Origin of the sequence: Pseudomonas sp. H3(2019) (assembly GCF_007713465.1) — a bacterium.
Lineage (GTDB): Bacteria > Pseudomonadota > Gammaproteobacteria > Pseudomonadales > Pseudomonadaceae > Aquipseudomonas.
Window position 1 is genome coordinate 12,611 of record NZ_VMSG01000038.1, and the last position, 22,841, is coordinate 35,451.

Genomic DNA, 22,841 nt, shown 5'->3' on the forward strand with positions numbered 1-22,841 from the left:
CAGTGATCAGGGGTTGATTGAGTCGATTGATTCGATTCGAGATGAGTGTATTTGAATGGATTGAGTTGATTCAATAGATAGTGAGGTCGTTGCGAGATGTTTTTTTGCTATCAGTGCCTGTTTTTTTCGCTGATAGGCGTTTAATTATTTGATTTATAAGTTTATTTACTCTTGTAAAAATATCTTCAGGCGGCACTGCATATCGATTCAACTGTCGAATCAATCGACTCAATTTACCGATTGGGTCGATTGATTAATTGCCTAAACTCCATGTGATATGCTCGGACATTCATCATTTCTACGATGGGCAGTGAACATTCATGTGGGTTCCCCAGCTAAGCGAGTTCAGCCAGCCGATGTATTTGTCGATTGCCGATGCGTTGGCGCGCGATATCAGCAGCGGCGTGTTGAGCGAAGGTGATCGTCTGCCGACCCTGCGGGAGCTGGCCACCACCCTGAATGTCACGCCGGGCACCATCAGCCGGGCCTACAGCGAAGCCCATCGACGTCGTCTGGTGCAGGGGGAGGTAGGGCGGGGCACTTACGTGCTCAATCAGCAGCAGTTGGAACTGCCAGCCAGCAACAGCGCCGCGCCGCTGAACCTGGGGCAACCCGAATTACTCGATCTGTCGATCATCAAGCCCTACAGCGAAACCCTGGAATACTGGTTGCGCGACGCGTTGGTGGGCATGGCCAAGAGCACCGATTTCGCCCGTACCCTGGATTACGCGCCGGACGGCGGTCACCCGGCTCATCGCGAGGCGGGGGCGCAGTGGTTGCGCCATTCGTTGCCCGATGCGCAATGGCAGCAAGTGGTGATCACCGCCGGTGCCCAGCATGGCTTGATGGTCGCGATGAGTGCCCTGACCAATGCCGGTGACCTGGTGCTCTGCGAACAGCTTTGCTACCCCGGCATCATTTCCCTGGCTCATGGTCTTGAGCGCCGCCTGCGTGGCGTGCCGATGGACGATGAAGGGATTATTCCCGAAGCACTGCGCGAACTGTGCCTGCGCGAGAAGCCGGCGATGCTGGTTTGCGTCGCGACCTGCCAGAACCCGACGGCGGCGATCATGTCGCAAAAACGCCGAGCACAAATCGCGGCACTGGCCGAAGAGTTCGACTTCATCATTCTGGATGATGACATCTACGGCTTCCTCGCCACCGACCCGTCGATCAAGCCGTTGTCAGCGTTTGCGCCGGATCGTTCGGTGTACCTGACCAGCCTGTCGAAATCGATCATGCCGGCGCTACGCGTCGGCTATCTCTATAGCCCGCCCAAATTGCTGTCACGCCTGACCTCAATGGTGCGCAGCAGCGTCTGGATGCCGTCGCCGCTGACCGCGCAATTGGCCAGCAATGTGATCACCGAAGGCCTCGACAAAAAACTGATCCGCATCCAGCGCAACGAAGCCGCCGGGCGGCAAGCGATTGCCCAGGAAATCTTTGCCAATTTCGAGCTCAAGACCCAGCCGTATTCCTACCACGTCTGGTTGACGCTGCCCGAGCCGTGGACCAGCGACGAGTTCGCCATGCTGGCCCGGGCCAATGGTGTGCTGGTGCTCAGTGGCACCCAGTTCCAGGCCGAACGTTCAGGGATTACCCGCTGCGTGCGGCTGGTACTGATGTCGCCTACCAGCCAGGACGAATTACGCTTCGCCCTGACCAAACTGACCAGTCTGATCGATTCCGACCCGCGACGTTACTACTGAGGTCACGAGGGTGGCTGGAAGCAAAAAGGGCGCCCGAGGGCGCCCAAAATCACCTTAACCGAGGAGCCAGGTGAGGCCGTTCGTGTAACTGCGGCGGTGGTAAGGCGCTGCGTGAACGGAATGGTGTGACATGCCCAGGGGCATACCGTTGTCTATTCAATGCTGTCGCGATGAAGCGCGACGGCGTTAAGCCGTCGCACCGATCGGTTGGGTAACAGGCCGTTGTGAAACCGGTTGCTTCCAGGATTCGCTCGCGGTCTGATCCATGGCTTCCTGGATCGCGCGCTTGCGAGTGGCTTCGGCTTTGCGGCTGAAGTACCAGACCATGAAGGTTACGATCGAAACGGCCAACAGAATCAGGCTGGCCACGGCGTTGATCTCGGGTTTCACGCCCAGACGCACAGCCGAGAACACTTCCATCGGCAAGGTCGTGGAACCCGGACCGGAGACGAAGCTCGCCAGCACCAGGTCGTCCAGCGACAGGGCGAACGACATCATGCCGCCGGCTGCCAGCGACGGTGCAATCATGGGAATGGTGATCAGGAAGAACACCTTCAATGGCCGAGCACCGAGGTCCATCGCGGCCTCTTCGATGGACAGGTCCAGCTCACGCAAACGTGCCGATACCACCACTGCCACATAGGCGGCGCAGAACGTGGTGTGGGCGATCCAGATGGTGACGATGCCACGTTCCTGCGGCCAACCGATCATCTGCGCCATCGCCACGAACAGCAGCAACAGCGACAGACCGGTGATCACTTCCGGCATCACCAACGGCGCGGTGACCAGCCCGCCGAACAGCGTGCGACCCTTGAAGCGGGTCACGCGGGTCAGCACGAAGGCGGCGAGGGTGCCCAGCGCTACCGCAGCAATCGCGGTGTAGCAGGCGATTTCCAGCGAGCGCACCACCGACCCCATCAGTTGGGTGTTGTCCAGCAGGCCGACGTACCACTTCACCGACCAGCCACCCCAGACCGTCACCAGTTTCGAGGCGTTGAACGAGTAGATCACCAGAATCAGCATCGGCAGGTAGATGAACAACAGGCCGAGCACCAGCATCATTCTTGAAAATCTGAAACGGTTCATGCCCGTCCCTCCATCTCTTTGGCCTGGCTGCGGTTGAACAGGATGATCGGCACAATCAGGATCGCCAGCATCACCACCGCCAAGGCAGACGCCACCGGCCAGTCACGGTTGTTGAAGAACTCCTGCCACAGCACGCGACCGATCATCAGGGTTTCCGGGCCACCGAGCAGTTCCGGAATCACAAACTCACCGACCACCGGAATGAACACCAGCATGCAACCTGCAATGATGCCGTTCCTGGCCAGCGGGACGGTGATTTTCCAGAAGTTGTTGAAGTTGCTCGAACCCAGGTCCGATGCGGCTTCCAGCAGACTCTGGTCATGCTTGACCAGGTTGGCGTAGAGCGGCAGCACCATGAACGGCAGGTATGCATACACCACGCCGATGTAGACCGCGGTGTTGGTGTTGAGGATTTCGATCGGCTCCGAAATCAGCCCGGTCCACAGCAGGAATGCATTGAGCAAACCGTTGTTGCTGAGAATGCCCATCCACGCATACACGCGGATCAGGATCGCCGTCCAGGTCGGCATCATGATCAGCAGCAGCAAGACGTTCTGCGCTTCCTTGCTGGCCTTGGAAATGGCGTAGGCCATCGGGAAACCGATCACCAGGCACATCGCCGTGCTGAGGAAAGCCATTTTCAAGGAGCCCAGATAAGCCGAGATGTACAGCTCATCGTCGCCCAGCATGGCGTAGTTGCCGAGGTTCAACAGCAGCTGGAATTTCTGTTCAGCGAAGCTGTAGATCTCGGAGTAGGGTGGAATGGCCAGGGCTGCTTCGGAAAAACTGATCTTCATCACCAGGAAAAACGGCAGCATGAAGAACAGGCACAGCCACAGGAATGGAATACCGATCACGACTTTACGGCCGCTCGGCAAAAACCGCTGAAACTGCTGAGTGAGAGTGTTCATGCGCGCAGTACCACGCCGCTGTCGTCTTCCCACCAGACGTAGACCTGATCGTCCCACGTCGGGCGTGTGCCACGGCGTTCGGCATTGGCCATGAACGACTGCACGACCTTGCCGCCGGGCAGCTCCACGTAAAACACCGAGTGCCCGCCGAGGTAAGCGATGTCATGCACCTTGCCCTGGGACCAGTTGTAACGGCTCTCGGGTTTGACGGTGCTGACCAGCAGTTTTTCCGGGCGGATGGCGTAGGTGATCGACTTGTCCTGCACCGACGTACTCACGCCGTGACCGACGTAGATCTTCTGCTCCAGGTCCGGGCTATGAATGATCGCGTGACCTTCCAGATCTTCTACGACAGTGCCGTCGAAGGCGTTCACGTTGCCGATGAATTCGCAGACCATGCGACTGACCGGTGCTTCATAAATGTCGACCGGGCTGCCGATCTGGGCGATCCAGCCCAGGTGCATGATCGCAATGCGTTGGGCCATGGTCATGGCTTCTTCCTGGTCGTGGGTCACCATCACGCAGGTCACGCCGACGCGCTCGATGATTTCCACCAGTTCGAGTTGCATCTGCGAGCGCAGCTTTTTATCCAGTGCGCCCATCGGCTCATCGAGCAGTAGCAGCTTCGGACGCTTGGCCAACGAGCGGGCCAGCGCAACACGCTGGCGCTGACCACCAGAGAGCTGATGCGGCTTGCGCTTGGCGTACTGGGTCATGTGCACCAGCTTGAGCATTTCTTCGACGCGGGCGTCGATTTCACTGGCGGGCAGACGGTCCTGCTTCAGGCCGAAGGCAATGTTCTGCGCCACGGTCATGTGCGGGAACAGCGCGTAGGACTGGAACATCATGTTGATCGGCCGCTCGTATGGCGGCATATCGGTGATGTCTACGCCATCGAGGTAGATCCGCCCTTCGGTTGGTCGCTCAAAGCCTGCCAGCATGCGCAGGAGTGTCGATTTGCCGGAGCCCGAACCGCCCAGCATGGCGAAGATTTCGCCTTGGTAGATGTCCAGGGACACATCGTCTACGGCAACGGTTTCGTCAAATTTCTTGGTTACGCGGTCGACTCTTACCAGAACCTTTTTAGGTTGCTGGTTACCTTCTAGAGCCTTCCTGTAAATGCTGGAGGCGTTTGCCATGTGAAACTCCCAACAGGTGTCAGTCGTCGGGCCAATGCGGCCTGACTTAATAGTTGATTGCGAACCCGCATTGAGCAGGCCTGATTCGGCGCCGCCTTCCTGGCTGCCGGGTGGTGCTTTTTGTTCTAGCGTTTTGTTGTATTCGTGAATGGCGGGCGCGCAAGAGCGCACCCGCCGGGCTCACGGGGGCAGTTAAATCGTTGAGTGCTGGTTGAGGTCGTCAGTCAGCGCGTATTACGCAGCGCGGCTCGTTGCCGGCACGCGTCGCCAAACGCCTGGAAAATACTCAAGTAGGGAGGGTTGGCCAGGACCTGCCATTCCGGGTGCCATTGCACGCCGAGGGCGAAGGCCTTGCTGTGCTCAACGGAGATCGCCTCTATCAGGCCATCAGGAGCTATGGCTTCGGCGCGCAGGCCGGGGGCCAGTCGGTCGATGCCTTGGCTGTGAATCGAATTGACCTGGAATGCCTGCGGCAATTCCAGCGCTTCGAACACACCGCCCGGTTGCACGTTGACCGCATGAGCCGGTGCGTACTGCACCGCCAGATCCGGAAGATCCGCTTCCCGGTGATCAAGCATGCCGGGCAGTTCGTGGACCTTCTGATGCAGGCTGCCACCGAACGCCACGTTCATTTCCTGAAAACCGCGACAGATACCGAGCACCGGAACACCGGCGGCAATCGCTGCACGCAATAAGGGCAGGGTGGTGCTGTCCCGGGCAGGATCGTGGTCCGTGCCGGGTGCGCTGGCGGGGCCTTGATAGTGGAAGGGTTCCACATTCGACGGCGAGCCGGTCAGCAACAAACCGTCGAGATGCGCGAGCAACTCATCAATCTCGGTGAGTTCGGCCAGGGAAGGAATGACCACCGGCAATCCCAAAGCCGCGACGCTGACAGCACGCAAGTACTTGTCGCCGCTGACGTGGTAGGGGTGCAGGCCAATCTGTTTGACGCACGCAGTAACGCCGATCAATGGCTTGAGTGCCATTTTTATCACCTCGAAGTTTCACACTTGAACGAGCTTTTCCGGAGCTTAGCCTCGTTGATTTTAATTAACAACTCTCATGTAAAAAATTCTAAACGGAAAAGCGCACGGGAATCTGAGCTGGCGCGGGTTTCAGGCAGTAAACAGGTCGACGAGTGGCTGATACGGCCAATAAATTCAACGTAAAAGGCGCTTTCTTCGCTATTGACTTCACTTTGTCTTTCGGATTGACTGGGCTCGTGAAAGTGCAGTGAACATAATAATTAACAGCTAATAGGTGCATCATGTCGGTCCCTCTGCGTGCCGTTCAACTCAACGAAGCAAACGCATTCCTTAAGAAATATCCTGAGGTTTTGTACGTCGACCTTCTGATTGCGGATATGAACGGTGTGGTGCGCGGCAAGCGCATCGAGCGCACCAGTCTTCATAAGGTTTACGAAAAAGGCATTAACCTGCCGGCGTCGCTGTTCGCTCTGGACATCAACGGTTCCACGGTGGAAAGCACCGGCCTGGGTCTGGACATCGGCGACTCCGATCGAATCTGCTACCCGATTCCCGGCACCCTGAGCATCGAGCCCTGGCAGAAGCGCCCCACCGCGCAACTGTTGATGACCATGCACGAACTCGAAGGCGAGCCGTTCTTCGCCGACCCGCGTGAAGTGCTGGCCAATGTGGTGCGCAAGTTCGACGACATGGGCCTGACCATCTGCGCCGCGTTCGAACTGGAGTTCTACCTGATCGACCAGGACAACGTGAACGGTCGTCCGCAGTCGCCACGTTCGCCGGTGTCTGGCAAGCGTCCGATGTCGACCCAGGTGTACCTGATCGATGACCTCGACGAATACGTCGACTGTCTGCAAGACATCCTCGAAGGCGCGAAAGAGCAGGGCATCCCAGCCGACGCGATCGTCAAGGAAAGCGCCCCGGCGCAGTTCGAAGTGAACCTGCACCACGTCTCCGACCCGATCAAGGCCTGCGACTACGCGGTGTTGCTCAAGCGTCTGGTGAAGAACATCGCCTACGACCATGAGATGGACACCACCTTCATGGCCAAGCCTTATCCGGGCCAGGCGGGCAACGGTCTGCACGTGCACATTTCGATTCTCGACAAAGAAGGCAACAACATCTTTGCCAGCGAGGATCCCGAGCAGAACGCCGCACTGCGTCACGCGATCGGCGGTGTGCTCGAGACCCTGCCAGCGCAGATGGCCTTCCTCTGCCCGAACGTCAACTCGTACCGTCGTTTCGGCGCACAGTTCTACGTGCCCAACTCGCCGAGCTGGGGCATCGACAACCGCACCGTTGCGGTCCGTGTGCCGACCGGTTCTGCCGATGCCGTACGTATCGAGCACCGTGTCGCTGGCGCTGACGCCAACCCGTACCTGCTGATGGCGTCGGTGCTGGCTGGTATTCACCACGGTTTGACCAACGAAATCGAGCCGGGCCCACCGGTCGAAGGCAACAGCTACGAGCAGAACGAGCAGAGCCTGCCGAACAACCTGCGCGATGCACTGCGCGAGCTGGACGACAGCGAAGTCATGGCCAGGTACATCGACCCGCTGTACATCGACGTGTTCGTGGCGTGCAAGGAAAGCGAGCTGGCCGAGTTCGAGAACTCCATCTCGGACCTTGAGTACAACTGGTATCTGCACACGGTCTGAGTCTGCGAAGCCCCTCACCCTAACCCTCTCCCAAAGGGAGAGGGGACTGATCGGGAGATGCTCGGGAACTCCTGCGACCTGACGCTTTTGTATCGAATCCATAATCGACTGGATCGGTCAGGTCGCTGAATGTCTTGAGACAACTTGGTCAAGTTCCCTCTCCCCCCGGGAGAGGGCTAGGGTGAGGGCTGGATCCCCAGCAGAACACATCAGCCAGAGAACCACCCAATTCCCCTGCGTCGAGTCACAACCATGACAAACACTCGCAGCGACTGGGAGCAACGCTTCCAGTCCCTAACAATCGAAGGTCGGGCATTCATTGACGGCCAATACTGCTCGGCACTCAGCCGCGACACCTTTGAATGCGTGAGCCCGGTGGACGGCCGCTTCCTGGCGAACGTCGCCAGTACCGACGAAGCCGATGCGAATGCGGCGGTGTCGGTTGCGCGCCGCACGTTCGAGTCCGGCGTCTGGGCCACGCTGGCCCCGGCCGAGCGCAAGCGCATCCTGATTCGTTTCGCCGATCTGATTCTGGCGAACCAGGAAGAACTGGCGCTGCTGGAAACCCTCGACATGGGCAAGCCGATCAGCGACGCCATGAGCATCGACATTCCGGCGACCGCCAACGCGATCCGCTGGAGCGCCGAAGCCGTCGACAAGCTCTACGACGAAGTTGCGGCGACGCCGCACGATCAGTTGGGCTTGGTCACCCGTGAACCGTCGGGCGTGGTCGCGGCCATCGTGCCGTGGAACTTCCCGTTGATCATGGCCAGCTGGAAGTTCGCACCGGCCCTGGCGGCGGGTAACTCGTTCATCCTCAAGCCTTCGGAAAAGTCGCCACTGACGGCAATCCGTATCGCCCAACTGGCGCTGGACGCGGGCATCCCGAAAGGCGTGTTCAACGTCCTGCCGGGCTTCGGTCACACCGTCGGCAAGGCGCTGGCGCTGCACATGGACGTCGACGTGCTGGCCTTCACCGGCTCGACGGCGATTGCCAAGCAACTGCTGATCTACGCCGGGCAAAGCAACATGAAACGCGTCTGGCTGGAAGCCGGTGGCAAGAGTCCGAACGTGGTGTTTGCCGACGCTCCGGATTTGCGCGCAGCAGCTGCAGCTGCGGCTGGTGCGATTGCCTTCAACCAGGGCGAAGTCTGCACCGCCGGTTCGCGTTTGCTGGTCGAGCGCTCGATTCGCGAGCAGTTCATTCCGCTGCTGGTGGAAGCACTGCAAGCCTGGAAGCCGGGACATGCCCTCGATCCGGAAACCACCGTCGGCGCAGTCGTCGATCAGCGCCAACTGGACAACGTGCTGCGCTACATCAGCATTGGCAAAGAGCAGGGCGCCAAACTGATTGCGGGCGGCAATCGCGCCCTTGAAGACACCGGCGGCCTGTACGTGGAACCGGCGATTTTCGACGGCGTGACCAACGCCATGACCATTGCTCGTGAAGAGATCTTCGGCCCGGTGCTGTCGCTGATCACCTTCGACACCGCTGAAGAAGCATTGGCAATTGCCAACGACAGCATCTTCGGTCTGGCCGCTGGGGTCTGGACCAGCAACCTGAGCAAGGCCCACACCTTTGCTCGCGGCTTGCGCGCCGGCAGCGTCTGGGTCAACCAGTACGACGGCGGCGACATGACCGCGCCGTTCGGCGGGTTCAAGCAGTCGGGTAACGGTCGGGACAAATCGCTGCATGCGTTCGATAAATACACCGAACTCAAAGCGACCTGGATCAAGCTCTAACACTTCTACAACGGCGGTCGCAGGCGTGTGCGTGCGACCGTTCGGGAACTCAATCATGCAAAAACATGTAAACAGCTACTACGCCGCAACCCGCAACGAGACCATCGATTTTCCGGTGCTCGAAGAGCTGGTCGAGTGCGATGTCTGCGTCATCGGCGCCGGCTACACCGGTTTGTCGTCGGCCCTGTTCCTCAGTGAGGCGGGCTACAGCGTCACCGTGCTCGAGGCCGCCAAGGTCGGCTACGGCGCCAGCGGTCGCAACGGCGGTCAGTTGGTCAACTCCTACAGTCGCGACGTCGATGTCATCGAAGAGCGTTACGGCGACAAGACTGCCGAAGTACTCGGCAGCATGATCTTTGAGGGCGCGGACATCATCCGTTCGCGCATCAAGCAGTACGACATCCAGTGCGACTACAAGCCTGGCGGTATTTTCGCGGCGCTGAACAAGAAGCAGCTCAAAGGCCTGGCCGAACAGAAAAGCAGCTGGGAGCGCTACGGCAACAAGAACCTGAGGATGCTCGACGCGGCCGAGATCAAGCGCGAAGTCGGTTGCGACAACTACGTCGGTGGTCTGCTGGACATGCAGGGTGGCCACATCCATCCGTTGAACCTGGCCCTCGGTGAAGCCTCGGCCATCATCAGCCTGGGCGGCAAGATCTACGAGCAATCGGCAGCGGTGGAAATCACCTACGGCGAGCCGATTACCGTGCGCACCGCCAAAGGCGTGGTACGAGCCAAATACCTGCTGATCGCCGGTAACGCCTACTTGCCTCAGGGCCTCGACAGCCGCGTCACCCGCAAGAGCATGCCGTGTGGTTCGCAAATCGTGGTCACCGAGCCCTTGTCGGCCAAAGTCGCCAAGAGCCTGATCGCCAACAACTACTGCGTCGAAGACTGCAACTACCTGCTCGACTACTACCGCCTGACCGCCGACAACCGCCTGCTGTACGGTGGCGGCGTGGTCTACGGCGCCCGCGAACCGGACGACATCGAACAACTGATCCGCCCGAAAATCCTCAAGACCTTCCCGCAATTGAAGGACGTGAAGATCGACTACCGCTGGACTGGCAATTTCCTGCTGACCATGTCACGCATGCCGCAATTCGGCCGAATCGAGAAAAACGCCTACTACATGCAGGGTTACAGCGGTCACGGCGTCACCTGCTCGCACCTGGCCGGCAAACTGATCTCGGAAATGATCCGCGGCGACGCCGAACGCTTCGACGCGTTCGCCTCCCTGCCGCACATGCCCATGTTCGGCGGTCGCACCTTCCAGGCCCCGCTCACCGCCATGGGCGCCGCGTATTACGCACTGCGTGACCGTTTCGGTATCTAGGTTGCACCTCGCCGGTGGCCACCGCAAAATGGGGCCGCCGGCTTTTTTATCAGCCGTTTATCGAACCTGCTGAGCAACACCAGCAAACGTGATTTAATAGCCGCCTTTCACGGTTCCGGGACAGGGGAACGGCGTGATACGCGGCCACCGCGCCCACCCGTCACCCACCCCCATTACCCTTAAGTCGTTCTCACATAAGGCTGTCATGGATACGGGTTCTCGACTCAAATTAGTACGCGAAAGCTACAAACTGTCCCAGCGCGAGCTGGCCCGGCGTAGCGGCGTCACCAATGCCACCATCTCCCTGATCGAACAGAATCGAGTCAGTCCTTCTGTCAGTTCCCTGAAAAAACTCCTCGAAAGCATTCCCATGTCTTTGGCGGACTTCTTCACCTTCGATCAACCGCCCCAAGAGCACAAATACGTCTTTCGCGCCAACGAGCAGCCCGACCTGGGCCGTGATGGCCTGCGCCTTTTGTTGATCGGCGCGTCGGTGCCGAGTCGGCAGATGCGTCTGCTGCGCGAGCAATACGCACCTGGGGCCAGTTCTGGCGAAGAGCCGATTGTGCATGTGGAAGGGGAGGAGTGTGGGCTCGTTACCCGTGGCACCGTTGAGCTGACCGTGGATGGGCAGATTAGCGTGCTGAATGCCGGGGATGGGTATTATTTTCCGACGACGCTGCCGCATCGGTTTCGGAATATTGGGGCCGATGAGGCAGAGATAATTAGTGCGAATACGCCAGCTAACTTCTGATGTGAAAGCGGCCTCGGCGGCTGTTTTCGAGCCCGAACGTTTTCAAACAGCCTGAGTCGGACGCGGAAGTTTCGTAACTCCGCTCCGAGATTGACAAGCCGGATCACCCAAAACACTATCAGCCCATGACCTATACACGCCGCATGAACATGATGTGCTCCTCCATGACCGCCTCTGGCGGGCCGTGAGGTCATGCGTTCGTAGGATTTGACGTAATTACCAAGGCCCCGCCAGAAATGGACGGGGCTTTTTAGTGCTCCGTCCACCGATGGCTAACGGAGAACGAAATGTTCGAGATCAGACGCGCCACGCCAAGCGATTCCCAAACCGCATTCGACATTCGGCTTCAAGCGATACGGCACCAATGCATCGGCGCCTATACCACGGAGCAAATGCTGGCCTGGACGGCAGGCTCAGCCAAGGACGGGTACAGCGACCTGATGGAAAAACACTTTTATCTGGGCTGTATTCAAGGGGAACCGGTGGTGTTCATCGGCCAGCGCATTTCTAGATATTCAGTCAAATAATTCATAAAAGCTTTGACCTTGGGTGTGATGGCGGCACGTTCTTGGACGCATACATAAATATCGAGCGGTTCAGCGTAGGCATAAGTTGAAGCGTGGCGATGTTCAAACAGAGGAACGAGTTGGCCACTCTCGATATAGGGTGCCGCCACGAACTCTGCTAAGCGGGTAATTCCTGCGCCGTGGATAGCCATTTGGGCTAGAGCGTCAATATCGTCACTGATTGCGGTCGCATTGAGAGTAGCGTCGTAACGTTGCCCATCCCGGATAAAGCCCCAACGTAGAAAGCGTCCATCTAGCGGGTAGCGAAAGGCTAGGCAGGCGTGCTGTTGGAGTTCTTCAGGGGTGCGTGGCCAGCCGGCTCGTTCCAAATAGGTGGGTGACGCGCAGATGATAAAAGGGACCGAAACGATCTTGCGAGCGACGATCCCCTCTTCTAGTTGTGGTTTGATCCGCAGGCTCAGATCAATGCCTTCTTGAATATGATTAATTTTGCGATCGGTGGTTGAGAGTTCAACTGTCAGGCGTGGGTAACGGGTAGCGAAACCGGCGATTATTGAAGCCAGCACATGCCGCCCGAAAGCCGAGGTAGAAGCGATGCACAGTCGCCCTTGGAGTTGAGTCTGCGCGCTGGTGATCGCACTTTGCGCCGATTCGAGATCACGCGCGATGCGCTTCACCTTTTCGTAGTACACCGCGCCGCTCTCGGTCAACACCATGCTACGTGTGGTGCGCTGGAGAAGGCGTGTGCCTAGATGGGTTTCCAAGCGATTTATGGTCTGGCTAACAGCTGCGGCACTGACGCCCAGGGTTTTGGCTGCGCCCACGATGGAGCCCGCTTCAACCACCTTGATAAAGCTATCAATCGCACCTAACAGGTTCATCTTTAGCCCAACGAGAAAAACCATTCATAAGATTTTCTTTATAAAGTAATTACAGTTAATCGTCTAGTTGCTGATTTTTGATCTTGTTATGGTACTCATCCCCTATCAATTGAAGATCAAAAAGGTCTGATATGAATCCCCAAGCATCCTCTAAAGCTCTATTTTTCAACCGGCGCAAGCTCTCGGCTCGCACGACTCACTATATTTTCGCACTCTATATGGCCACCATCATGGCGCTCTTGATGTCACTCGTGATCACTGCGGCAAATTCCGGCATTGAGACTGATTATCTAAGTAATACGCTGCATGCCTATAAACTGGCTATGCCCGTTGCATTCCTGTGCATACTGGTCGTTCGCCCCATTGTGCTCAAACTGGTGTCTTTAACGGTACACCCACATTAAGAGCGGCCTCTCAGCGGCCCAATTGGTGAGGCATTGTGGACCGCCATATCGGGTTGACTGTTGCCGGTCGTCACAGGCCGGAGTCGACCCATTACGCTAGTTGCTGCAGGCGGAAATCGGCCAAGCGGAGTCACTCAGTCGTGTCTACAAAACCAAGGTCGTGATCCTGGAGCATTTGCAGCTTGGCGTCGGGATGACACTGAATGTGGTTTTCGCGTTCTCGGTTTTTTACGTTCGACCTGATGTGAGGTCGGGTATACCGATAAGGCAACTACGCACGATGCGGCGAGGGATCGTGCGGGCCGCCTGAAAGCTGCGCTGGAAAACCGAGGTGTTCATGCAGAGGCATTGAGCTGCTGCCGCATCGGCGGGCTTCCATCCAATCACGTTAGTTGTACTGGTTGGATGTCTCAATATTCAGGTTTTAAGGTATTCAACGATTTGATCAATGTTGCCGATATGCGGCGCTGTATCAATCATATCGCTGGAGAGACACCACGGATAATTGAGGCTCTGCAGCCAATTCATTACTGACTCCAGGTCCTGTGCTGTGCAGGCTTGCATGTGTTCGATCGTGATACGTAGATGCGATGCAAGCCCTGATTTTTGCAGGAACCGCCAGTGATATTCTCCGCAGCCTACGCGCAGTTCGCCAGTTTCTTTAACTGACATCCCCACCAACCATTTGCAGGTATGTGCGGTGGCCTCTGTCTTTGGTGGCTCGCCGAGGCAGAAAGTATAAACGTTCTCATAACACTGGCCAAAGCGGCGCACTAATATGTCCGCGATGCCTGCTCGGCCGTTGACATGGGGGGGAAATGAAATGACGCCTGTACGCACAACCATCTCAAGGGTTGCGTCGGGAGTGAAGCATTGCCGCAGAAGGTCTGGTCGGTTTCCGTCCTTGGCAAGGATGTATTTCTCAATCGAGCGAGCGGTGGTCGGCATCTTGGAGACGTCCTGAAAGTCGATGAAGTTAATGTTGGTGATTGCTTTCCGAGGTCACTCCTTCACGTTCTAAAGTCGATGAACGTGAAAGGCAAAACTTGAAGCAAGCTTAACGTGTTCGACAACGAGTTCGAGAAGTGAAACAGAGGTCGGCTGTTTATTTAAAGCGGTCAGCGACCGATGCTCGAAATACTTTACCGAATAGGCGAAATCGATGTGTGCGCAGCTCCAGAAGCTGCAATGCGGTGCCAAGAAACGCCACTGCACCGGCCCCGATCGCTAGCGTCCAACTTGGCATTTCCAACAGCAATAGGAAACCTCCTGCGCCAGCACCTAATGCGCTTCCCAGGTAAAGTGCTGACTCGTTCAAGGCGACTGCTAAATTACCATCGCCATTTGGTCATCAATGGTTATTTGCAGGAAAAAGGCCTCTCGCTGCGCCAGGGCACCATCGTCGATGCGACGATTATTCACGCGCCCAGTTCGACCAAAAACGAGGACGGCAAGCGCGATCCGGAGATGCACCAAACGAAGAAAGGGAACCAATATTTCTTTGGGATGAAGGCGCATATCGGGGCTGACGTCGAGTCGGTGCTGGTTCACCACGTTCACGGCTCGGCGGCGAATGTAGCCGATGTCACCCAGGCTGCCGAACTGCTGCATGGCGAGGAAAACGCGGTGTATGTCGATGCCGGTTACACCGGTGTCGAAAAGCGCAAGGAGCACGAAAATCGTGAAGTGCTCTGGCAGATCGCCTGACGGTCCTACATCGGTAACTACGCGCAATGTCGTCACTCATGCTGTGATCAAAGGCGTCAGAGTACTTATTGATGTACACAAAATGTGCAGCTGGAGCGGGTTTTCGGTAGAATTCTCCGGCACGAAAAAAGAGGCCGAAGCGGCTACTTTCAATGACTTACAGACTGCTGTGGAGCTCTGTAGATCAACATCCAGAGCGGGAAACGAGACTGGAATCCACGCTCTTTCTCCTTGAAAGCGTTGAGGTCTTTCTACCCTGAACGATAAGGACATGGAATGTTGCGCATATTGGGTAACGCATCGTCGATCAACGTACGAAAGGTGCTCGGGGCCTGCGCCGAGATTCCGGCCATGGACATCAACACCCGTTGCCTGGGCTTCATCGCCGCCGTCGACGACTCTGTCGTGGCCGCTGATTGCCGGGCGCTACCAACGCATTCTGCTGGTCTGTTCGGATATCGCTTCGTGCGGGCTGGAATATGAAATCCGCCAGCACGGCCTGCAACCTCCGGCGTTGAGCTGCGGCCATTGGCAAGCGCCGCCGCCACACGCCAAACTCCGACGCCTGAAACGTCTGCAATTACCCGAGGGTTTGCCATGCACGTACTGATTCTCGGCGCGCGTGCGCCGGCCTGCCTGGAGTGGGCGCGGGCCTTTGACGAGGCCGGATGGACCGTCAGCGTCGGTGATTCGCTGAGCCAGCCGCTCAGCCGTTTCAGCCGCTCGGCGAAGCACTTCGTGCGCCTGCCGGAACCGAGAAAGGATCCGGCGGCCTGGGTCGAAACGCTCGCGAAGGTGATCGAGACGCAGCGCATCGACCTGTTGCTGCCGACCTGCGAAGAAGTGTTTTACCTGGCCCACGGCGTCGTACGCCTGGCAGCGCTGTGCCGGGTGCTGACCAGCGACTTTGCGCTGTTGCACCGTTTGCATCACAAGGGTCACTTCGCGGCCATGACCCATGGCTGGGCGCTGGCCGCACCCGAAACCCGTCTGCTGACGGATCGTCAGGCGTTGCTGGCTCTCCCCGACGAGACCGCGCAGTGGGTGTTCAAGCCGGCGTATTCGCGCTTCGCCTCGCAGACCTTGATTCGCCCGTCTGCCCAACAGTTGCGCACCGTGCAGCCCACTAACGCCGCACCGTGGGTGGCGCAGCGATTCATCGAAGGACGGGAGTTTTGCAGTTTCAGCGTACTGATCGACGGCGACCTGCGCGCTCACAGCTGTTATCACCCGCGCTACCGGGTGGGCCGTGGCTCGGGGATCTACTTCCAGCCGAGCGCACCGGAGTCGGTGCGCCGGTTCCTCGAACAGTTTGGCCGTGAAACAGGCTACACCGGCCAGGTGGGCTTCGACTTTATTGAGGACCGCGACGGCCGTTTCCATGTGCTGGAATGCAACCCACGGGCCACCAGCGGCGTGCACCTGTTCGACAACCAGCGCCGGTCATTGGTGAGCAGTTTGATCGACCCACCCGAGCGCGTGCTGGAACCGACACCGGAACCCCGGATGATCGCGCTAGCCATGCTTCTGCTGGCGGCACCGCAACGCGCCTTGAGCGCTCCGTTCTGGCGTGACTACGTCGCTGCCCGCGATGCGATCGTCCAGAAAGGCGACTTCTGGCCGCTGGGTGCGCAAGTGTTGAGCCTCGCAGAAATTATCGCCCGGGCCGCGTCCCGGCGCTGCGGTATGCTGGCTGCGTCCACGGCAGACATCGAGTGGAACGGTCAACCGTTAAGCGAGCACACGCAATGAAATTGCTGTTCGAAGAACAACTCCTCAGCGAGCCTGCCAACCCAGATGACAGCCTCGCCCGGCACTACGTACGGGCCTGCGCCGCAGGGGGCTTGATCGGCAATGTCAGCACCCGCATGGCGCTGCTCGACACCGGCGCACAGCAGTTTCCGGTCAGCATCACCGAAGGCAACGAACCGGACGACAACTGCTACGTAGTGTCGCCCCAGACCGCCTACAGCGGTTATGCCCGCGAAGAACTCAGGCGCCTCGGCCGGCCATGGCTGACCTGGCCGCTGAAGCTGCTGACCCAATGCGTTGCCCGCCTGCTGAGCGCGGCCAAGGTCGACAAACTGGTGCAGGTCAACAACTGGCTGCTGTCGACCAACCTCTACCCGAGCAACTGGAACGTCGCCGAACTGCCAGCGATCACTGCTTTGTTGCAGCGAGCCTTCCCAGATCACGGGTTCGGCTTTCGGTCGCTAAACGACTTCAGCAACCGTGAGTTGCGCCAATGCCTGGAGGCCCTCGGCTACCTAAGCATCCCCAGCCGCCAGGTCTATCTGTTTGACGGCAGGGCCGGGGCACAGGCGCCGTTTCTCAAGCACCACAACACCCGACTGGACGCCACACTGTTACGACGCAGCCCGTATGAAGTGGTGCCGGGCACTGCGCTCAGCGACGCCGACTTCCAGCGCATCGAACACCTCTACAACCTGCTTTATCTGGACAAGTACTGCACGTTAAACCCGCACTACAGCGCTCAGTGGATGCAGCGCGGCCAACGCGAGGGCTGGCTCGAATTACGCGCCTTGCGCAACCCTGACGGACGTATCGACGGCGCGCTGGGCTGGTTCGCCAATGCGGCAGTGATCAGCACTCCGATAGTCGGTTACGACACCGCGCTGCCGCAACGGGCCGGGCTGTATCGGCAACTGACCCGCCTGTGCCTGCAAGAAGCCGTCGAGCGCCGCCAGGTGCTGAATTTTAGCTCCGGTGCCGCCGAGTTCAAACGCTTGCGCGGCGGTCAACCGCAGATCGAATACAGCCTGATCCACGTCGCTCATCTGTCCTGGGGCCGACGGCTGGTATGGACCGTGCTCAGCCGCCTGCTGCATGGAATCGGCGTGCCCATGATGAGGAAGCTCAAACTGTGAATCCGCTTGCTCAGTGGTGGCCGGTGGCACTCAGCCACGAACTGCGAAACACACCGTTGGCGTGCCAGGTGCATGACACGCCGCTGGTGCTGTTCCGCGCCAACGACGGCCGCCCTGCCGCGCTGCCGGATCGCTGTCCGCACCGCTTCGCGCCGTTGAGCGCGGGCAAGGTCCGCGACGGGCAGATCGAGTGCCCTTATCACGGTTGGCGGTTTGCCGCCGACGGGCGTTGCACCCGCGTGCCTGGCACCGAGCTGGGTCCGTGCAGCAAGCCGCTACTCGACAGTCTCCCTAGTTGCGAAGCCCATGGGCTGGTGTGGGTCGGCCTTAGTGCCGAACGCCCGTCAGTGCCGCCTGTTGCCCCCGCCGAACATCGGGAAAAACTCGACACGTTCTGGATCACGGATCAAGTGCAATGTTCGTTGCAGGACGCGGCAGAGAATTTCCTCGACGGTTTCCACACCCATTTCGTCCACGCCGGCTGGATCCGCCATGACAAGCAACGGCAGAAAATCAGCGCCCGAGTACGCCCGCTCGCCGATGGCGTCGAGGCGGTGTACAGCGAGGAAGGCAAACAGTCCGGGCTGATCTCGCGACTGTTCGAACGTGAGCGAGGCGCTAGCATGGGACGTTTCCGTCTGCCGGGCCTGGCGGAAATCGAGTATCGCGACCACCGCGACCGCCTCAATCTGCAGGTCAGCGCTTGGCTGACTCCTTGCGGCGACAGTCAGTTACGCCTGTTTGCTCGGATCGCCACAGCGCGCGGCTGGCTTCCCGCTGCGGTCAAACGTAGCGTATTGCGCCAGTTGTTTCGGGTGGTCCTGCGCCAGGACCGACAGATACTGGAGCAGGTCAGCGCCAATCAGCGACGCTTCCAGGCGTCCTTGGTCGCACCTCTGGATGGCCCGCAAGACCTGCTTGGGCCGAGTATTCGACGGTTGCTCGAGCAAGGTCAACCGCTGGTCTTTGAGGAGCGCCAGTTCGATATCTGGCTCTAGGGAATCTCCGAACAAGTCTTCAAATGTGCTGAAATACGCCTGACCACCTGATCCGAGCAGCCCATGAGCCAGATGAACTTTTCCGACTTCGAATACGCCGGCAAGCGCAAGCAGACACGCCGCGAACGCTTCCTCGCCGAGATGGATCAGGTCGTGCCCTGGACAGGCCTGCTAGGGCTGATCGAACCGTTCTACCCCAAGGCCGGCGGCGGTAGAAAACCCTACCCCCTGGAAACCATGCTGCGCATCCACCTGTTGCAGAACGGGTTCTCCCTGAGCGATCCGGCCATGGAAGAAGCACTCTACGAAATCACGGCCAAGCGCCAGTTTGGTTACATGAAAGTGCGCTCTCGTGGGCGGATGAAAAAAACGGCTCAGCTGACCACGCTGTTCGCCCTTTCAAACCTGTGGATGGCTCGAAAACAGCTGATGGGTATGGGCGTGTTGCGCGCATAACACGGAAGACCGGGTGGCAAAGCCCTAAAAACGCTATACATGAGGCATTTTTCGGCAAGTAGCGGTGAGTACCGAGGAAATTTCGACTTGCCGCCGTGCGGCAAGTCGATCGGAGCATCCTTAGCGGGCTTCGCCATTGGCGTGCATTTTATGAAAACTCAGCGGCATTGAGAGACCCGGGCGAGAGGTGGGTAGGCCAAAGAAAAAGGTAACTTATTGAACCAACTGCCGGATCCCTAGAGACAAAATCAAACCGCCGCATAATCGATCAATAGCTTTTTTCCCCCTTCGATACGCTGAAGCGATCTTAGGTTGCGAAAGGGCGATTGCGACCACTCCATACCACGTCATCGAAACCACCACTACGACTGCCAGCATCGACAAAAACGTGCCTGGTGAAACGTGGGCAGGGGCTGCCGCTGAAAAAATAGCGGCATAGAAGGCCATAGATTTAGGGTTGCCAATATTCGTAACGACCCCTTGAATGACTGCCGAAAGTTTCCGACGACAAGATTGTTGCAGGGGGTAAGCGCGCTCTTCCCAGCCTTGATCAGCAGTCGGAATCCAAACCACATCAGATAGGCCGCCCCCAGAACTTTTACGATCAGCGCCGCCCAAGGGAACGCAGCAAATACAACGCCGATACCTGCGATTGCGCAGGTGGCCCAGAATAAATTGACCAATACGATGCCTGCTACTAAGGCCAAAGCTTCTGACCGCGTAGCCGCCACCGCTTTGTGGACTACCGCAACGAAATTTGGCCCTGGAATAAGGACGCCAGCCAGGTAAACCAGAAAGACTGTCAAAACGGCGGGACCATCGATCATGTGCATTCCTTGCGAGTGTTGTGGCCGGGGACGCTCATCTTTCAGTTCAAGGCCGACCGTGGCCTCAACGTACAACGAAATAATAACTGGATACAGGGCCTTTGAGCGTAGTTGTTTTTTTACGCACTCTCGGTCGATTTCTGCCTGTTATGACTGGCCGAAATCGACTGTGGATTCAACCGGTCGCTTCTTCGGCAGGCATTGGTCAATGCCTGATGTAAACGGTGGTCGGCTCCAATGTAATTGTTTGGTCAGTGGGAACGAAAACGGGCAGTCGTCGGTTTCTTGCTGTTCAACTCCATCACCGCGCTGTCATCCCACTACGGCGTGACCCTGGTGGCGCGCTTCTTTGCCGGTGTCGCGGCGGGGCTGGCCTGGAGCCTGCTGGCCGGCTACGCCCGACGCATGGTCGCGCCTCATCAACAGGGCAAGGCGCTGGCCATGGTCGGCACACCAATTGCCCTGTCCCTGGGCGTGCCACTTGGCACTTGGTTGGGCGGCCTCGTGGGTTGGCGCACCACCTTCGGCATCAATGCATCGGCGCCTACACCACGGAGCAAATGCTGGCCTGGACGGCAGGATCAGCCAAGGACGGGTACAGCGACCTGATGGAAAAACACTTTTATCTGGGCTGTATTCAAGGAGAACCCGTGGCGACGGGAATGCTTGATCTGGAGAGCAGCGAAATTGGCGCAATCTTTGTGCTTCCCGGTTTTATGCAGCAAGGCATCGGCTTGAAAATCCTGAACCACCTCGAATGCCGGGCGCGGAACATGGGGCTAAAAGCAGTCAATCTGGACGCTACGTTGAACGCTGCTGCCTTTTACCGGCGATGCGGTTTCGTGGGTGACGAACCTGCTATTTACTATTCACCTTCCGGGCTTCAGTTGGCTTGTGTACCGATGGTGAAAGGGCTTTTGTAGGCCAGGCATGGGTTAGTTGCTTAACTGGCTGCAGACCCCGGGGCGGGGGGCTCGTGCAGGACGTAATATTCCAGATGGCTACGATTGACAAACTCTCACGACTTGTAGGAATTTAGCCGCCCCGCAGGTAGGACATATCTGCTAATGGCCAAAAAACGGCCGTTAATCACCATACAAAGGATTGTCTATGCAAGGTTCAAATACCGTTGCCCAACAGGCGGGCGGTCAGCTGGTGCATGCGCATCAGAACACCCCGCACATGAACATTGCCCAGCAAATCCTCGAATGTCTGTTTCGGCGTCGTAGTCTTGCCCCGGAACAGGATCATGAGCTTTCGTTGCAGGTGCTGGAACCCCATCTGGCGAAGGTAATGCAGGCGGTCGAGAGCGGTCGCAAGGTCGAAATGGTCTTGCCAGCCTTTCCCGGCAAGTCGCCCAGCCGCAAGAAAACCCTGAGCCATCTCCCTGATCTAGCTGAACACCATGCAATCGACGAGTTACACCGCCTGTGTGAGGAGATCCGGGAGATCTATGCGCCGGGTGCGCTGATTCATATCTGCTCCGATGGCTATGTGTTCTCTGATCTGGTGCATGTTCCCGATTCTGACGTCAAGGCTTACACCGACGCTATCCAGGATTACGCCGATCAGCTTTATCCCGGTACGTTCGCCCATTTCGACCTCAGGGATGCCTATCCTCAGCTTGATTGTCTGGACTCCATGCGTGAGGAAATGATGATCGAGCACGGCCAGTCATTGCTTCTATTGCAGCAGCGCTTCAAGGATGAACCGCACATGATGTTGATGTACTGCGGTATCCATCGCTTTCTTTCCGAGGATTACTCGGGGCTCAAGGTATTCGCCGGCATGAGCCTGAATGCGGTGAAGAAGGTCGCCAAGCCGGCCTCCCAGCGGGTGATTCAGCGCAGTGAAGCCTGGAGCGCCCTGTTACTGGCGCGCTACCCGCATTGCCTGCGCCTGTCGATTCACCCGCAACTGGCGGTGTCGACGAAGATCGGTATCCGGCTGGTGCCAACCAGTGACCTGTGGCGTACTCCCTGGCATTCGGTAGCCATCAAGCGACGGGGTGTGGTCACCCTCGAAAAACGCAGTAATGTCGATGAGCGCTACCACCGTCTGGTGTTCCGCAAGGGGCGTCCTTGTCACTACGCCAGCGCTCAATGATGGCGTCTCGGTTGCGGGTCGAAGCCGTACTCTTCGATTTGGATGGAACCCTGGTGGACACCTTGCCTGACATCACCTGGTGCCTGAACCAGCTGTTACTCGAACACGGTTGCCCGGCGCTGACTGCGGAAACGGTGCGGGGGTATATCGGTGGCGGGACCACTGCGATGATTGAGCGGGTTGCCGCGCAGTTTGCTATCGCGGATGCGATTGCCCTGCACCAGCGCTATGTGACGCTATATCAGCACAACCTGGTTCAATTTTCCCGGCCATTCAGCGGTGTATTGGAGTTGCTCGAAGGCTGCCGCCAATTACAGCTGCCGCTGGCTATCGTGACCAACAAGGCCGAGGAAATGGCCTTGCAGGTTTCCAGAACATTGCTGCCGCAGAATGCTTTCGGGCCGATTCTGGGGCATCGCACGGGCAGGTCACTCAAACCTCAGCCGGATGTCGCTTGGGAAGCCGCCCGGCGGTTGTCGGTTGATCCGCAACGCTGTTTGTTCGTCGGTGACACAGAGATCGACCTGAAAACTGCCCGTGCTGCAGGTATGTACTCGGCAGCGGTCACCTGGGGGTATGGCCTGACTCATACGTTGCAGGCCCACACTCCGGACTTCTGCTGTGAGCAACCGGCCGGGTTGTTGCGCATTCTGCAGCAAGTCTGCGGGACAGCGCATGCGCTCACCGAACATGGCGATACCGTCAAATCCTATTGATACACACAA

General features: G+C 58.2%; 17 protein-coding genes and 9 pseudogenes. 18 read left to right on the top strand and 8 right to left on the bottom strand.

Annotated elements, in window-relative coordinates; translation table 11 throughout:
- Nucleotides 1-320: 320 nt before the first annotated feature.
- Nucleotides 321-1,709, top strand: a complete 1,389-nt coding sequence (locus tag FPT12_RS26585) for a PLP-dependent aminotransferase family protein (protein WP_145022312.1) — start codon at nt 321-323, stop codon at nt 1,707-1,709.
- Nucleotides 1,710-1,895: 186 nt separating this feature from the next.
- Here the strand turns inward: FPT12_RS26585 and FPT12_RS26590 are convergent, their stop codons facing one another.
- The 4 genes from FPT12_RS26590 to FPT12_RS26605 form a co-directional block, all read right to left on the bottom strand.
- A complete protein-coding gene (locus FPT12_RS26590) occupies nt 1,896-2,795 on the bottom strand; it encodes an ABC transporter permease subunit (RefSeq protein ID WP_145022315.1) in 900 nt (299 codons plus the stop codon).
- A complete protein-coding gene (locus FPT12_RS26595) occupies nt 2,792-3,673 on the bottom strand; it encodes an ABC transporter permease subunit (protein WP_178098918.1) in 882 nt (293 codons plus the stop codon). The genes FPT12_RS26590 and FPT12_RS26595 overlap by 4 nt, the downstream gene beginning before the upstream one ends.
- A gap of 29 nt (nt 3,674-3,702) precedes the next feature.
- On the bottom strand, nt 3,703-4,845 hold the full coding sequence (potA, locus tag FPT12_RS26600) for a polyamine ABC transporter ATP-binding protein (RefSeq protein ID WP_145022321.1): 1,143 nt from the start codon (nt 4,843-4,845) through the stop codon (nt 3,703-3,705).
- Nucleotides 4,846-5,069: 224 nt separating this feature from the next.
- On the bottom strand, nt 5,070-5,831 hold the full coding sequence (locus FPT12_RS26605) for a gamma-glutamyl-gamma-aminobutyrate hydrolase family protein (protein WP_145022324.1): 762 nt from the start codon (nt 5,829-5,831) through the stop codon (nt 5,070-5,072).
- A 281-nt stretch (nt 5,832-6,112) separates the two neighbouring features.
- Here FPT12_RS26605 and FPT12_RS26615 point away from each other — a divergent pair, with 281 nt between their 5' ends.
- The 5 genes and pseudogenes from FPT12_RS26615 to FPT12_RS28465 all read left to right on the top strand — a co-directional run.
- Nucleotides 6,113-7,489, top strand: a complete 1,377-nt coding sequence (locus FPT12_RS26615; RefSeq protein ID WP_019689634.1) for a glutamine synthetase family protein — start codon at nt 6,113-6,115, stop codon at nt 7,487-7,489.
- 252 nt (nt 7,490-7,741) lie between these two features.
- Complete coding sequence (locus FPT12_RS26620; protein ID WP_145022330.1) at nt 7,742-9,232, top strand: aldehyde dehydrogenase; 1,491 nt, start codon at nt 7,742-7,744, stop codon at nt 9,230-9,232.
- 52 nt (nt 9,233-9,284) lie between these two features.
- Nucleotides 9,285-10,568 carry an FAD-binding oxidoreductase gene (locus tag FPT12_RS26625; RefSeq protein ID WP_145022368.1) on the top strand — a complete coding sequence of 428 codons (1,284 nt, stop codon included), beginning with the start codon at nt 9,285-9,287 and terminating at the stop codon, nt 10,566-10,568.
- 205 nt (nt 10,569-10,773) lie between these two features.
- The gene (locus tag FPT12_RS26630) at nt 10,774-11,322 is read left to right on the top strand and encodes a cupin domain-containing protein (protein ID WP_054598121.1); all 549 of its coding nucleotides are present in this window, start codon (nt 10,774-10,776) and stop codon (nt 11,320-11,322) included.
- Between the two features lie 287 nt (nt 11,323-11,609).
- A pseudogene (locus tag FPT12_RS28465) lies at nt 11,610-11,807 on the top strand (GNAT family N-acetyltransferase); the annotation flags it as partial.
- On the opposite strand, the gene FPT12_RS26640 reads toward FPT12_RS28465, so the two are convergent.
- Nucleotides 11,792-12,730, bottom strand: coding sequence for a LysR family transcriptional regulator (locus tag FPT12_RS26640; RefSeq protein WP_145022371.1), 939 nt, complete (start codon nt 12,728-12,730; stop codon nt 11,792-11,794). The pseudogene FPT12_RS28465 and the gene FPT12_RS26640 sit on opposite strands and share 16 nt — an antisense overlap.
- A 131-nt stretch (nt 12,731-12,861) precedes the next feature.
- Here FPT12_RS26640 and FPT12_RS26645 point away from each other — a divergent pair, with 131 nt between their 5' ends.
- On the top strand, nt 12,862-13,134 hold the full coding sequence (locus FPT12_RS26645; protein ID WP_054598115.1) for a DUF2798 domain-containing protein: 273 nt from the start codon (nt 12,862-12,864) through the stop codon (nt 13,132-13,134).
- A gap of 417 nt (nt 13,135-13,551) precedes the next feature.
- Here FPT12_RS26645 and FPT12_RS26655 read toward each other — a convergent pair whose 3' ends face one another.
- Both FPT12_RS26655 and FPT12_RS28170 read right to left on the bottom strand, forming a co-directional pair.
- On the bottom strand, nt 13,552-14,082 hold the full coding sequence (locus FPT12_RS26655) for a nuclear transport factor 2 family protein (protein ID WP_145022332.1): 531 nt from the start codon (nt 14,080-14,082) through the stop codon (nt 13,552-13,554).
- 157 nt (nt 14,083-14,239) lie between these two features.
- Nucleotides 14,240-14,476, bottom strand: a pseudogene (locus FPT12_RS28170) (MFS transporter); the annotation flags it as partial.
- Between FPT12_RS28170 and FPT12_RS26665 the strand changes: the two are divergent.
- The 7 genes and pseudogenes from FPT12_RS26665 to FPT12_RS28470 all read left to right on the top strand — a co-directional run.
- A pseudogene (locus FPT12_RS26665) lies at nt 14,416-14,838 on the top strand (IS5 family transposase); the annotation flags it as partial. The pseudogenes FPT12_RS28170 and FPT12_RS26665 sit on opposite strands and share 61 nt — an antisense overlap.
- Before the next feature lie 279 nt (nt 14,839-15,117).
- A pseudogene (locus FPT12_RS27780) lies at nt 15,118-15,183 on the top strand (glutathione S-transferase); the annotation flags it as partial.
- A gap of 255 nt (nt 15,184-15,438) precedes the next feature.
- Nucleotides 15,439-16,593 carry an ATP-grasp domain-containing protein gene (locus FPT12_RS26675; RefSeq protein ID WP_145022336.1) on the top strand — a complete coding sequence of 385 codons (1,155 nt, stop codon included), beginning with the start codon at nt 15,439-15,441 and terminating at the stop codon, nt 16,591-16,593.
- Nucleotides 16,590-17,729 carry a GNAT family N-acetyltransferase gene (locus FPT12_RS26680; RefSeq protein ID WP_145022339.1) on the top strand — a complete coding sequence of 380 codons (1,140 nt, stop codon included), beginning with the start codon at nt 16,590-16,592 and terminating at the stop codon, nt 17,727-17,729. The genes FPT12_RS26675 and FPT12_RS26680 overlap by 4 nt, the downstream gene beginning before the upstream one ends.
- Nucleotides 17,726-18,727 carry an aromatic ring-hydroxylating dioxygenase subunit alpha gene (locus tag FPT12_RS26685; protein WP_145022342.1) on the top strand — a complete coding sequence of 334 codons (1,002 nt, stop codon included), beginning with the start codon at nt 17,726-17,728 and terminating at the stop codon, nt 18,725-18,727. Before FPT12_RS26680 ends, FPT12_RS26685 begins: the two co-directional genes overlap by 4 nt.
- 63 nt (nt 18,728-18,790) lie before the next feature.
- Nucleotides 18,791-19,057, top strand: a pseudogene (locus tag FPT12_RS26690) (transposase); the annotation flags it as partial.
- Nucleotides 19,046-19,183, top strand: a pseudogene (locus FPT12_RS28470) (IS5/IS1182 family transposase); the annotation flags it as partial. The pseudogenes FPT12_RS26690 and FPT12_RS28470, both read left to right, overlap by 12 nt.
- Before the next feature lie 213 nt (nt 19,184-19,396).
- Here FPT12_RS28470 and FPT12_RS26695 read toward each other — a convergent pair.
- Nucleotides 19,397-20,010, bottom strand: a pseudogene (locus FPT12_RS26695) (LysE family translocator).
- A 273-nt stretch (nt 20,011-20,283) separates the two neighbouring features.
- Between FPT12_RS26695 and FPT12_RS26700 the strand changes: the two are divergent.
- The 4 genes and pseudogenes from FPT12_RS26700 to FPT12_RS26715 form a co-directional block, all read left to right on the top strand.
- A pseudogene (locus tag FPT12_RS26700) lies at nt 20,284-20,541 on the top strand (MFS transporter); the annotation flags it as partial.
- A pseudogene (locus FPT12_RS26705) lies at nt 20,532-20,933 on the top strand (GNAT family N-acetyltransferase); the annotation flags it as partial. The pseudogenes FPT12_RS26700 and FPT12_RS26705, both read left to right, overlap by 10 nt.
- Before the next feature lie 187 nt (nt 20,934-21,120).
- Nucleotides 21,121-22,116 carry an isocyanide synthase family protein gene (locus tag FPT12_RS26710; protein ID WP_145022348.1) on the top strand — a complete coding sequence of 332 codons (996 nt, stop codon included), beginning with the start codon at nt 21,121-21,123 and terminating at the stop codon, nt 22,114-22,116.
- Nucleotides 22,116-22,832 (top strand): HAD family hydrolase, encoded by a 717-nt coding sequence (locus FPT12_RS26715; protein WP_145022374.1) that lies wholly within the window; start codon nt 22,116-22,118, stop codon nt 22,830-22,832. Before FPT12_RS26710 ends, FPT12_RS26715 begins: the two co-directional genes overlap by 1 nt.
- Nucleotides 22,833-22,841 lie beyond the last annotated feature (9 nt).